Source organism: Paenibacillus sp. FSL K6-1230 (assembly GCF_038002385.1).
Classification (GTDB): Bacteria; Bacillota; Bacilli; order Paenibacillales; family Paenibacillaceae; genus Paenibacillus; species Paenibacillus massiliensis.
Genome location: NZ_JBBOCK010000001.1, coordinates 576,347 through 588,576, shown reverse-complemented (window position 1 = coordinate 588,576; position 12,230 = coordinate 576,347). Strand labels below are relative to the sequence as shown.

Here is a 12,230-nt window from a genome sequence, read left to right as displayed (position 1 = left end):
CAACTACATGAGTAACAAAGAAAAAATGCACAATGAAAGCCTATATCTACCTAACGACGAACAAATCGTCCAAGAACAAACGCTCTGTCTAGAACGACTTTATGATTTCAACATGACGAGACCGTTGGAATATGAGAAGCGGGCTGCCTTACTCAAAGAAATGTTCGCTGAGTTCGGAGAAGGATGCTATATTGAACCACCACTGCATTCCAATTGGGGTGGCAGGCATGTCCATTTCGGCAAAAAAATATATGCCAACTTCAATCTGACCCTCGTGGATGATACACATATCTATGTGGGCGATTACACCATGTTTGGTCCAAATGTAACAATCGCCACAGCAGGGCATCCTATTCTACCTGAACTACGTGAACAGGCGTATCAATACAATGCCGTGGTAACCATCGGCAAAAATTGTTGGATAGGCGCTGGTGCCGTCATACTGCCCGGGATTACGATTGGCGATAATACCGTGATTGGAGCCGGAAGTATTGTAACTAAAGACATTCCAGCAAATGTAGTAGCTGTGGGTAACCCGTGCAAAGTGCTCCGTGAAATTAACGAGCATGATAAGAAGTATTATTTTAGGAATCTTGAGATTGGCGATGAGTTGAACACAGAAGTATAAATAATAGGTTCGGCCAAATCACAAAATAGAGCCGACACCCCAATAATCGCAGCGGATAACCAAAGCAAAGAAGCCTTCCTAGCTACCAATTCAATAGCCGGGAAGGCTTCTTTCCATGGTTATAGAAGCCCGAGGACTCTATCTCAATAAGCAATGCCTACACGTGACTTAATATACTTGCTATCCTCTAATTGCTTGTAAGCGAACTCCGCTGTATCCGTAACAGATATCTCCACTCCACCTTCAGGCAGAACATCACGCTCTACACGATACTTCCCGAGCCTTTCTCCATCAGGCAAGTACGTTGGACATACAATAGTCCATTCCAGAGACGAGTCCTTTAGCAAGCTATACACTTGATGATGCTCAATCGCTGCCCGGTTCGACTTCCGCTTGGATTCACTGGATTGATACCGCAGTAGATGGGGAGAGATTCTACTCTGTAAGATACCGGCGGTTCCAATGGTTATAATACGTTGAATCTTCTCGTTATACATGGCCTCAATAATCAGGGGCATGCTTGCTGATAATGTTGTAGTACCATCTGTATTTAGTGCGCTAATGACTACATCCATCCCATGCATTGCATGTGTGATATCCTCTCCATGCAGGACATTCCCTTGAACAATGGTTAAATGTTCACGATCCATGTGAATTTTGTCTGGAGACCGAGCTAATACAGTTACATGATGTCCATCATCAAGAGCATGCTGCAAGATATGGGCCCCGACTCGGCCAGTTGCACCAAACATCAAAATATTCATGAGAGAGAGCCTCCTCCTATACATCGCATAAATCTATCCATAGAGTACATTCAGGCCTCATCCACTTTCAATCGAGCATACAATAATGATAAGCCATTGACGAAATGCTTGGATAAGAATATGCCCTATTGTAACGTTTCCATCATAAGTATAGCTATTGTTGAAGTCTGCAACGATCAACATGTCTACCCAACGCGCCCGACACAGCATGAAATGGACAACCGTCTCCCTCATTAGTGAATACCATAACTGTCTACGGGATTGACCGAGGATTAATGGAGTGGCATGCACTTCCTTCATGCATTGAAGCAACGCTTCTACGACATTATATTATTACATGTAATAGATGTAATAATAATTATTACATTAAGGCGAAATATATCAAAGGAATGATACACATGACGAAGCTACTTTTTATTACAGCACACCCTTTAGAGGAGTCCACATCGTATAGTCTGGCTGTAGGTAGAGCATTTATCGAATCTTACAAGAAAGCTAACCCGGAAGATGAAATTGTGAACATTGATTTATATAAAGAATATATTCCTCACATTGATGCACAAGTTTTTAGTGGGTGAGGAAAGCTCGACTCAGGAAGTGAACTGAATCAACTTTCAAGCGATGAGCAGGCAAAAGTAAAGCGTCTCGCAGAACTGTCTGACCAATTCCGTTACTCAGAACAGGGCCAACCCATTGGATTACTGACGGATAAAAAAGCAATTCACATTCAGGCTCGTGGTGGTTTTTACACCGATGCGCCTACGAATGAACTCGAAATGGGGCATCGTAGGGTGAACCAACTATGAAAATTGCAATTATTGGAGCTAGCGGAAAAGCGGATGTGTAACATTAGAGTAATCTATGAAACGTGGACATCAAGTAACTGCCATTGTTAGAGATGCAAGCAAGATGAATAAGAGCGGTGTTCAAATTCTCGAAAAAAGTGTATTCGACCTCACTACAGAAGATATTAACATCTGTAATGATCCGTAAAATTATGGGAATGTTAAAAAAATCGGGATTGGTGCATGTAATCCGCGGAAAAGCAGGGGCTACACTTGCACACAATCTAAGTGAAATAACACTATTCTATGTTTACAAAGCAGTGAATGACAATAACCTATTTATATTCAAGTCAAGCCAAACCCGGATTGTCCTGTTGGCAAGAACCTTCAATCAACAATTGAACCTATTTTTTCATTGGCACAAAGAGCATTGGAAAAAGTGCTTGAACATGTCACTTTAGAGGACATAGTCGCTGATCTAGATAAGGAACAGGATGCACTTGAATAGCTGTACGTCTCCAGCTTCAGTACTGGTATGCTACGTTGACCGCCTTCTGAATGAAATAAACCAAGAGGATGAGCTCGCTTGAGCCCATCCTCTTATACGTTATTACAAAGTTGCTCTTACCTCTTTGGCTGCTTGGACAAGGTTCTTCAAGCTGGCCCACGTTTCATTGACACCGCGAGTTTTAAGTCCGCAGTCCGGGTTAACCCATAGCTTGGAGACCTCGATCTTATCCAACATACGATCCAGTCCTTGTTTAAGCTCTTCGACGCTTGGAATCCGAGGCGAGTGGATATCGTACACGCCTGGGCCGACTTCAGTGCGGAAGCCACACTCGTTAATTGCGTCAATAATTGCCAAGTCTGAGCGCGACGCTTCGAATGTAATGACATCGGCGTCCATCGCATCGATGTCACGAATGATATCGTTGAACTGGCTGTAGCACATATGAGTATGAATTTGCGTTTCGGCTCTAACGCCGCTATGCACGAGTCGGAAGGCAGGAATCGCCCAGCTCAAGTATTCGCTCTGCCAGTCGGAATGTCGCAACGGAAGCTTCTCTCTTAATGCGGCTTCGTCGATCTGGATAATCTCGATTCCATTGGCTTCGAGATCAAGTACTTCGTCACGAATCGCAAGGCCAATCTGAAGTGCGCTTTCTTTCAGACTGATATCTTCGCGAGGGAACGACCAGTTCAGGATCGTTACCGGACCCGTCAGCATGCCTTTGATCGGCTTGTTGGTACGGCTCTTCGCGAACATCGAGTATTCTACAGTAATCGGCTTGCTACGACTAATATCGCCCCATACAACCGGCGGCTTTACGCAGCGTGTTCCGTAAGACTGCACCCAAGCGTTCTCAGTGAAGATAAAGCCATCCAAGCATTCCCCAAAGTATTCGACCATGTCGTTGCGCTCGTATTCGCCATGAACAATGACATCGATTCCAATTTCCTCCTGCTGCGCAATGCACTCCGCGATTCGGTCAAAGTTGAATTGCTTATACTGTTGCTCGGTGATGTTGCCTTTCTTGAAGGCTGCGCGGTTCGCGCGGACATCAGCCGTCTGAGGGAACGAACCAATCGTCGTCGTAGGTAACGGCGGTAGATTGAATTTGGCTTTCTGAAGCGTTTCCCGTTCGACGAAGGCAGGAAGTCTTGTGAAGTCGGCGTCAGTCAACTCTGCTACTCTCTTCTGTACCGAATTGTCATTCGTGAGTCGCGATGCACGGAACAGCTTCTCATTCTCTGTATAATAAGTGGAAGCTTCGGGACTCTCTTGCTCCAAAATCGACTTGAGTTCTGCAAGCTCGCACAGCTTTTCTTCCGCGAACGCGAAGTATTGCTTATTCGTCTCCGTCAGTTTTGACTCGTGCTTAATCGTGTAGGGGACATGAAGCAGCGAGCAGGACGTGCTGAGCACGACTTGGTTTGCATGCTTGCTGATCTCTTGAACGAGAGCAATTGTTTGTTTATATTGGTTTTTCCAGATGTTCTTTCCGTTGATTACACCGGCAAATAGCACCTTGTCACTTGTGAAGCCATGCTTGCGCACGAGGTCCAAAGACAGCTTGCCCTCGACAAAGTCGATGCCAATTCCGTCGAACGGCAGACCTTGAAGTACCTGATAGCAGTCGCGAACGTCTCCAAAATACGTTTGTGCGACGACTTTCACACCGCCTTTGGCAGACAGGATACCGCTATATAGCTCCGTAAAAAGCTCGATATCTTCCGAAGTCAAATCCGTTACTAATGCAGGCTCATCCAGTTGGAACCATGCTGCGCCAAGAGTGTTCAATTGGTTCAGAACAGCAGTATAAGCTTCGACAACCGCAGGCACGAACTCCTTCACTTGCTTCGAGCCTGTGAATCTTGCAAGCTTGAGCAGGGTGAATGCTCCGATCAGCACAGGCTTGGTTGCGATCCCAAGCTGTTTTGCTTCCGTAAATTCGTCGAACAGCTTCGAGCCGGCCAAATGGATGCTTGTTGTATCTTCGATTTCGGGCACCATATAGTGATAGTTCGTGTTGAACCATTTTTTCATCGCCAGCGCTTTAACGTCGCCTTTGTCGCCTTGATAGCCCCTCGCCATTGCGAAATACGTCTCCAGCGGGCTTAATCCGAGTTCCTGGTATCTTTGTGGAACGATCCCAAGCAAGCAAGCTGTGTCGAGCAGTCCGTCGTAGAAGGAAAAATCGTTGGACGCAATAAAATCGACGCCGTTCTCCTGTTGAAGCTTCCAGTTTGCGTATCTAAGCTGAGCCGCCGTTTGTTGCAGCTCTTCAACGGGAAGAACGCCTTTAAAGTATTTTTCTGATGCAAATTTAAGTTCTCTGAGCGCGCCGACTCGTGGATAACCGATAATGGATGTTTTCAATTGTAACAGCTCCTTGGCTAAATGTTGGCTTTAGTATAGAGCGTGGAAGCTGCTATCGGGAAACACAAAAAAACTATACCCAGATATAGCTTTTTTCTATGACCCAAACGAAAAGCCTGAATATTACAATGCAAAGAAGGTGCCACCCCAATTCAGAGTAGCACCTATATCTTCATTTAGTTCTTCATTTAGTTCTTCATTTAGTTCTTCATTTAGTTCTTCATTTAGTTCTTCATTTAGTTCTTCATTTAGTTCTTCAGTACTTTTTCTTGCTACCATACATCCATAGACTAACAACAGCGAGAACTGCTTCAGCACCCACCATTGCTCCTAGAATAGCATCCTTCACTCCAGAACCTTCTCCACTTATGACTGATGCTAACAGTAGAACACTACTCCTGCGCTCAATAACTTATACGATTTCGTATTCAAATGGTTAATCACCAAGATCGGATACCCTGAGGATCATGTTTTAATTGGTTGAATAAGTAATGAAATTGATTAAGGAGGATATCTGACTTTAGGTTGCTTATCTTGGCTTAATCCATTCACTTTGCACAATCTTCAAATATTGCGCTTCACCATTCTGAACGATTTTAAAAAGACCGCTGTTAAAATCTGTATTCAGTTCACGGAAGAATACACCCTTCATCGCTTCTTCTCCGATGGGCTCTTCCGTAAGGACATATCGATCGCCTTGTTTAATCAGATATGCGGTAAAACCTTGCTCATGAGATTGTTCCAGCAACTCCGGATATCGCTGGACCGCAACCATATGAAGGTCAATTGGACCCAACAGCTTCATCAGATCATTAATAAAATTGCCCTGGGTAATCTCTTGCCATATCGTTTGAATAGATTGCCCCATTACAATCTGTGTGATATTTCTTTCACGGGCAGTTTCAGCAATCACCTCAGCCGCTTTTTTTCCATTGGACTTACGGATTATAAATTGTCCCCCGGCCTCCTCCACCTGATTCTGCCACCCAGAAAGGTAATGCTGCTTCTCCTGGTTATACTCATTCTCTGTGGATGAATCTACCGTTAGTACTGTCAGCGGGGCTTGCAGCAACCCAGCTAACTGACTCCCTCTTTGGATCAATCGCTGCCCATGAGGTCCGTAGTTTACACAGACCATAATGCTCTCTTTATTCATTTCCATTTCAGAACCCCCATATCAATTATTTATAGTAATAACCTAAAGTACTCGCTATCACTGACCTCTCAGGTAAACCGTACTCGCAGTATCAACAAATCACTTCTGTACCGATAACTTCCTATTTCTAATATTGGTCGTGGAACATCAACTTTTTATAATTATAAGGGTTCCGCAACGAGGGGGTCAAAATCCATACATAAAACAAAGAAACCTTGATTCAACAAATTCGAATCAAGGTTTCTTTGACACAGGCTAACAATTTTGCTTATCATTTACGCTCTACCGTGTATCCTTTATCCTGCAGCAGCTTCACGATGCCGTGTTCACCAGGATAGTGAGCCGCGCCCACGACGATGAAATACTCCTCATTATTGCCGTTTTTCAGATAACCATCGATCTTATTGGCCATCTCAATATTACGATCTACTAGCAACGCTTTGTTGTACTCTTCGTCCTCGGCGAGATTATTCGTAAGCTCTAGCAATTGCTCGTCATTTCCCGTCTTCCACATCTCGGCCATCTGTCCCACAGTCTCATCCAGCACATCGAAATTATCCAGCGCAATATTCAGGTTCTTCTCCTGCAGCTCCTTGGACAGACCGTCGAACATCCCGAGCTGCGATTCGTACGTCTCCAGCTCCAGCACCGGCATGCTGCGTTCAATCGCCTTCTGGATGAAATACAGATCAACTCCAGCTGACGCCTCGTAGCCTGCCTTCGCCGATTTCAAGGTACTCAGTGTGGTCTCTACCACCCATGGCTTAAACGCGTCCAAAGCATTGGGCTGCATGCCGTTGTCCGTCAGGATCTTCTCCAGCTTGGCATAGGTGTCACTGGATATATGTTCCTTCAATGTCGTGCCATCCTGATACATACCGATTTGCAGAATCTGCTGCTGCTTCTCCTCATCCAACGCTTTGCTGATATCAATCTCGACCCCTAGATAGTCCGCCTCTGCAAAGGCCTCCTCGAACTCCTTGCGTAGCGGATAGAAGCTGTCATCAGCAATGTGCATCGAGCCTACCAGATAGACCGTGTTACCGTTGCTCTCCACTTCCCATAGAAAGCCTCGTCCTTCTGTATGAGCTGGTTCTGATGATGTATCATCCACAGGAAGCTCAGGCTCGGCCACTGCTCCACGGGACACCAGCAGTACAGTGCGGGACTCTGCATTCCAGCGAACTTCATACCCGACTGCTTCCCCGATGATACGAATCGGTGCATAGGTCACACCATTTATTTGCTTGAGCTTGCTCTTCAGTGTAATGGTCTTGCCATTCACTATAGCCTGGATGGTATCATCCTCGGCGGCGGTCAGCTTCACATTCAGGGCATCCAATGTTGTGCGTAGGGGTACGAATGTTGTACCTTGATCATTCATCGGTGCCCCAGCATTGAATTGCACTGCTTGGTCGTTCACCTTGACAGCAGGCTGCTGTGGAGCAGCCCAGGCAGGCATGGCTGTAACGAGCAATCCGGCGGATAATGTAAGAGATAAGAGCATTCGTTTCCAATTTTTCATGTTCAGTGTCTCTCCTTGTTGTGTTTTGGTATGGAGGGGTACTCACACGTATTGAGCTAGCTCTAGATTTTGTAGGCCTTCATTGCCTTGCGCAGCTCTTTCCAACTCGGACGCTTGCCATACATCAACACACCCGTCCGATAGATCTTCGCGGACAACCAGCCAAAGCCCAGAATGGATATGACCAGGATGAGAAGCGACAGCCATATCTCCCATAGTGCAGCCCGCTCTAATCCAATCCGCAGCAGCATGACTGTAGGTGACGTGAACGGTACGAACGAGCTGACCTTCACCAGCATCGTATCCGAAGTGAAGATGTTGAAGATACCGATGTAAAATGCGGCCAGTGCCAGCATGGTGATCGGCATCACCGCTTGCCCCAGATCCTCCGTCCGGCTCACGATGGACCCCACAGCAGCGAACAGCACTGCATACAGGAAGTAGCCGAGAATATAGAAGATCAGCCCATAGACCAGCACCTGTACATTCAGCTCTGCAAGACTGAGGCCTGCATCCGCCAGAATGACGTGGTTGTGTGGTAGCAGCAGATTTCCTCCCACTACAAGAGCAAATACCAGAATTTGCAGCATCCCAATCATGAATATACCGATAATCTTGCCGAACATCTGAGTCAGTGGCGACACACTGGTGATTAGAATCTCCATAATCCGTGAGCTCTTCTCCGCCGTCACCTCGGAGGCGATCATATTCCCTGTCATCATGGCAGAGGTGAAGAAGAGAATCATCAGCACATAGACTAGCGCATAATTGATCGGAGAAAGATTCTCACCTGCGTTATCGTCCGCTCCATTGCCGCCTTCTGCCTCTACACTGATCGTACGGCTGTCGATCTGTACGGGAGTGCTAATCTCCTGCACCTGCTGCTCACTTAGTGTCGTCCCCGCAATCAGCTTCGTCTTGGCGGACTGAAGTCCAGCTTGAAGCAGTGCGATCACATCTGGTGAAGGAGCATCGCCCTTCGCGACATACTCGACAGTAGGGAACTCTCCAGCAGCCGATGTCAGCTCCACATAGCCTGTAATCGTGTCATTTTGCAGGGCAGACTGTAGTGCTTCATCAGTCGTGCTGTCATATCGTATCCAGCTTAGGGGTGTGACGGATTGCAGTTGAGTATACTGTTCCAAGGCTTCGGCCACAGTTGCATCCTGCTGCTGGACAATCAAGCCGATCGACATTTGCTCCTTCATGGGAGAAGAGGCCTTATCCTCCCCTTTGAAGAGGGTAATCAGATAAGGGATATTCATCCCGATCGTAATGAGCAAGGCTAATACCAGTGTAGTGATAAGGAATGACTTGGTCTTTGCCTTCTGGCGAAATGTGAACCCGATGACCGTACCTATTCTATTCATGCGATTCACCAACCTCCCGGATGAATATTTCGTTCAGCGTTGGTTCCTTAATCTCAAAATGCTCAATATTAGACTCTGCTATCGCTTTATTCAGCACCAGCCTGGCGGCATCCTCATGCTCCATATGCAGCATCCAGCCGCGCTCCAGCTTTTCTACATGGCTAATGCCTGGTATTGATTCCAGCCCCTCAAGCTCTGTCGAGGTCACCAGACGCAGTCGCTCCCGCGGATAACTGGACTTAATCTCTCTGACACTGCCTTGTACGACTGTGTTAGATTTATGCAAAATGGTAATATTGCGGCAGAGCTCCTCCACATGCTCCATACGGTGTGTCGAGAACAGAATGGCAGCTCCTTCATCACGCAGCTCCTTCACGGTCTCCTTGAGCAGCTCCACATTCACGGGATCGAGTCCACTGAATGCCTCATCCAATACCAGAATAGACGGACGATGAACTACGGCAGCGATGAAGCCCATCTTCTGCTGATTCCCCTTGGACAGCTCTTCGATCCGCTTATCATAGTATTCCGGTACCGCAAAGCGATCCAGCCAATACCGCAGGCTCTGATCCGCATCCTTGGCAGACATGCCCCTTAGCCTGGCCAGGTAAGTGATCTGCTCACTTACTTTGACCTTCGGATACAGCCCCCGCTCCTCTGGAAGATAGCCCATACCATGCTGCATTTGCAGACTGAACGGCTTTCCATGATACATAATGCTTCCTTCATCGGGATAGATCAGTCCAAGCACCATCCGCATCGTCGTCGTCTTGCCCGCACCATTGCCTCCAAGCAAGCCATAGATTTCTCCTGCCTCCACCTGTAGACGAATGCCATTTACCGCCGTCTGTTCTCCATAGTGCTTCACCACATCCTGTAGCTCCAGTACGTTCATGCTCAGATCACTCCTTTATTCACGAGAATGTCTTCGGGCACCTGTCCATCCACCCAATACGTCATCAGCTCATCAAGCTCCAGTGCCCGGGAACGCAAAATGCGAATGCCTGCTTCCTCCAGCATCTCTGCTACCGCGGGCGCCTCCATTGTTACCACGCGCTGCAGCATGCCTTCCTGCGTATGCTCTACGACACCTGGCAGATCGCCAGCATCTTCTTTGCTTCCCTCGAACCAGATCTCCTTACCTGTCTCCAGTAAGAGGTCTTTCTCGGCCACGCCAAGCATTTGCCCATTATCCATCAACGCCACATAATCCGCGAGACGCCTGACCTCATCAATGATATGGCTGGATAAAATGATGGTGGTACGCTCATTGCGCATACAATCCTTCAATTCATCAATCATGATCTTCCACGAGAACGGGTCCAGACCTGACGACGGCTCATCCAGTAATAGCAATCTAGGATGTGGGGCGAGAGCAGCAGCCAGCTCGAATTTGCGACGTTCTCCCTTCGAGACCTTGGATAATCTCTTGTCCCAAGGTGCCTGGAAGCGATCCATCAGCTCCTGGAACCGCAATTCGTCCCAGCCTGTATACCACTTGGCTCGAAAAGCTGCTGCCTGCCTTGCCGTCAATCGATCCTCATCCCGGGTGAAATGCTCTGGCATGTAGCCGATCCACTGCCTGACATCGGCAGGAAGTTCATGCTCGTAGGACTGTCCGAACCATTGAATCTCGCCTTCATCTTGTCTAACTACGCGAGTCAGCATATGGAGCAGCGTACTTTTGCCAGAGCCGTTATGGCCTACCAAAGCAAGGATATGCCCTAGTGGCAAGGAGAAGCTCAGCGGTCCGATTTCTGTCACGCCTCTTCGCTTGCGAACATTCTTCATCTCAATCATGGTCTTCTCCATCGTGTTATTTCCCCTTTACTGTCCCATATTTCCTGCGTACAATATCATCGAATAGCTGCCTGAGCTCTTGCTCCTGGCACTGTACCGAAATGCCGATATCGACGGCCTGCTCCAGTGCGTTAGTTACCGCATTCATCTTGTAGCTGCTCTTAAGATCCTCGCCTACTCTGGCTACGAAGGTTCCCGTCCCTTGTCGGGTACGGAGCAGACCCTCCTGTTCCAGATCCTGATATACTCTCCGTACTGTAATTACACTGCAATTCAACGATGATGCAAATTCGCGAATGGAAGGCAACAGTGTACCTTCATCAATCTGACCTGCAATAATCAAGGACCGTAATTGGTTCTTGATCTGGGCATATAACGGCTCTGTACTGTTCTCATCAATTTGCACCGGTATATTCACCTATCTTCCTCCCCCCTGTTCCATGTCCATGCTCCCAATCCGCTTCAAGCCAGATCACGCCGAAGCAATGAACGAAGCGTCAGACGGGCGGAGGTCCACACGCTTGCAGCAGCTCCAACTAGCAGCACCCACAGCAGAGGGGACGCCAATGTTAAATCACGGCTGATACTGGTTACCCAACTCACGACACTGGAGTCCAACATGCTGACGACAATAACTAATATGACGATCGGTATCCCGACAATCAGCGAGTTCCAGAAGTACCTCTTCCCGCTTACGGTCATCTCCATGAAGATATAGATACAGTGCACGATGATTCCATAAGCGCCCCAGGTCAAGGCGGTGGTCAGGAAAAAAGCAATGGAGAAATTCGATCGCAAATCGCCGGCGAGTACAAATAGACAACAAAAGTACACGAGACCATTCATCCCAAAGGCAACGAACATCTGCTGCATGCGACTCATAACCACGATCCGTGATGGAATCGGCAGCGTCCGGTAGTAAGCCAGCATCGTCGTGTAGGAATCCTCCTGTAAATACCTGAAGCTTCGCCGGTTGAACAGAAAGCCGAGAAACGGAAGTAGAAACAAAATCAGAAAATCCATCACGGGGCTTAACGAAACGTCTTCTCCATTGAACTGTACAGCCATTACCATGGAGGTGGTGAAGCCCAGATACAACGAGAACAGGATCGTCATTGGAATGGTCCAGCGCTCCATCGTCATTTCCCTTACCGTAATTAACCACGCTTGCTTCATATCCATCATGCTATCTTCATCCTTTCTACGAGAAAAAATCAGCTGCACACCTTTCACCCGTAACAGATACTGGTACTTGGGATATATGAAATCAGATTCGGCCAGTTACTAGCATTATTCCCCTTAATACTATTAGTGTGCTCAC

11 protein-coding genes and 2 pseudogenes are annotated in these 12,230 nt (G+C 47.3%); 3 read left to right on the top strand and 10 right to left on the bottom strand.

Annotated features, from left to right (window positions below; translation table 11 throughout):
• Positions 1–7: 7 nt before the first annotated feature.
• Positions 8–628 carry a sugar O-acetyltransferase gene (locus MKX74_RS02610; protein WP_341177409.1) on the top strand — a complete coding sequence of 207 codons (621 nt, stop codon included), beginning with the start codon at positions 8–10 and terminating at the stop codon, positions 626–628.
• A gap of 143 nt (positions 629–771) precedes the next feature.
• On the opposite strand, the gene MKX74_RS02605 is transcribed toward MKX74_RS02610, so the two are convergent.
• A complete protein-coding gene (locus MKX74_RS02605) occupies positions 772–1,392 on the bottom strand; it encodes an NAD(P)-dependent oxidoreductase (RefSeq protein ID WP_341177408.1) in 621 nt (206 codons plus the stop codon).
• 398 nt (positions 1,393–1,790) lie between these two features.
• Here MKX74_RS02605 and MKX74_RS02600 point away from each other — a divergent pair.
• Both MKX74_RS02600 and MKX74_RS02595 read left to right on the top strand, forming a co-directional pair.
• A pseudogene (locus MKX74_RS02600) lies at positions 1,791–2,186 on the top strand (NAD(P)H-dependent oxidoreductase); the annotation flags it as partial.
• A gap of 188 nt (positions 2,187–2,374) precedes the next feature.
• Positions 2,375–2,685: pseudogene (locus tag MKX74_RS02595) on the top strand (Rrf2 family transcriptional regulator).
• A 102-nt stretch (positions 2,686–2,787) separates the two neighbouring features.
• On the opposite strand, the gene metE reads toward MKX74_RS02595, so the two are convergent.
• From metE to MKX74_RS02550, 9 genes are all read right to left on the bottom strand, one after another.
• A complete protein-coding gene (gene metE / locus MKX74_RS02590) occupies positions 2,788–5,058 on the bottom strand; it encodes a 5-methyltetrahydropteroyltriglutamate--homocysteine S-methyltransferase (RefSeq protein WP_341177407.1) in 2,271 nt (756 codons plus the stop codon).
• 123 nt (positions 5,059–5,181) lie between these two features.
• The gene (locus MKX74_RS02585; RefSeq protein ID WP_341177406.1) at positions 5,182–5,337 is read right to left on the bottom strand and encodes a hypothetical protein; all 156 of its coding nucleotides are present in this window, start codon (positions 5,335–5,337) and stop codon (positions 5,182–5,184) included.
• Positions 5,338–5,587: 250 nt separating this feature from the next.
• A complete protein-coding gene (locus MKX74_RS02580; protein WP_341177405.1) occupies positions 5,588–6,220 on the bottom strand; it encodes a universal stress protein in 633 nt (210 codons plus the stop codon).
• A gap of 265 nt (positions 6,221–6,485) precedes the next feature.
• Complete coding sequence (locus MKX74_RS02575) at positions 6,486–7,739, bottom strand: TraB/GumN family protein (protein WP_341177404.1); 1,254 nt, start codon at positions 7,737–7,739, stop codon at positions 6,486–6,488.
• Positions 7,740–7,801: 62 nt separating this feature from the next.
• Positions 7,802–9,109: an ABC transporter permease gene (locus MKX74_RS02570; protein WP_028590523.1), complete on the bottom strand. Its 1,308-nt coding sequence runs from the start codon at positions 9,107–9,109 to the stop codon at positions 7,802–7,804.
• Positions 9,102–10,004, bottom strand: coding sequence for an ABC transporter ATP-binding protein (locus MKX74_RS02565; protein ID WP_018887071.1), 903 nt, complete (start codon positions 10,002–10,004; stop codon positions 9,102–9,104). The genes MKX74_RS02570 and MKX74_RS02565 overlap by 8 nt, the downstream gene beginning before the upstream one ends.
• 2 nt (positions 10,005–10,006) lie before the next feature.
• A complete protein-coding gene (locus MKX74_RS02560) occupies positions 10,007–10,921 on the bottom strand; it encodes an ABC transporter ATP-binding protein (RefSeq protein ID WP_341177403.1) in 915 nt (304 codons plus the stop codon).
• 4 nt (positions 10,922–10,925) lie between these two features.
• The gene (locus MKX74_RS02555; protein ID WP_341177402.1) at positions 10,926–11,327 is read right to left on the bottom strand and encodes a GntR family transcriptional regulator; all 402 of its coding nucleotides are present in this window, start codon (positions 11,325–11,327) and stop codon (positions 10,926–10,928) included.
• A gap of 44 nt (positions 11,328–11,371) precedes the next feature.
• Positions 11,372–12,094 carry a hypothetical protein gene (locus MKX74_RS02550; protein ID WP_341177401.1) on the bottom strand — a complete coding sequence of 241 codons (723 nt, stop codon included), beginning with the start codon at positions 12,092–12,094 and terminating at the stop codon, positions 11,372–11,374.
• Positions 12,095–12,230: the final 136 nt, after the last annotated feature.

Bases quoted from the DNA above. Each gene is read 5' to 3' on its own strand.
- MKX74_RS02575 (WP_341177404.1), bottom strand. From the start codon at position 7,739: ATGAAAAATTGGAAACGAATGCTCTTATCTCTTACATTATCCGCCGGA.
- MKX74_RS02560 (WP_341177403.1), bottom strand. From the start codon at position 10,921: ATGGAGAAGACCATGATTGAGATGAAGAATGTTCGCAAGCGAAGAGGC.
- MKX74_RS02565 (WP_018887071.1), bottom strand. From the start codon at position 10,004: ATGAACGTACTGGAGCTACAGGATGTGGTGAAGCACTATGGAGAACAG.
- MKX74_RS02550 (WP_341177401.1), bottom strand. From the start codon at position 12,094: ATGATGGATATGAAGCAAGCGTGGTTAATTACGGTAAGGGAAATGACG.
- MKX74_RS02580 (WP_341177405.1), bottom strand. From the start codon at position 6,220: ATGGAAATGAATAAAGAGAGCATTATGGTCTGTGTAAACTACGGACCT.
- MKX74_RS02605 (WP_341177408.1), bottom strand. From the start codon at position 1,392: ATGAATATTTTGATGTTTGGTGCAACTGGCCGAGTCGGGGCCCATATC.
- MKX74_RS02610 (WP_341177409.1), top strand. From the start codon at position 8: ATGAGTAACAAAGAAAAAATGCACAATGAAAGCCTATATCTACCTAAC.
- MKX74_RS02570 (WP_028590523.1), bottom strand. From the start codon at position 9,109: ATGAATAGAATAGGTACGGTCATCGGGTTCACATTTCGCCAGAAGGCA.
- MKX74_RS02585 (WP_341177406.1), bottom strand. From the start codon at position 5,337: ATGGTAGCAAGAAAAAGTACTGAAGAACTAAATGAAGAACTAAATGAA.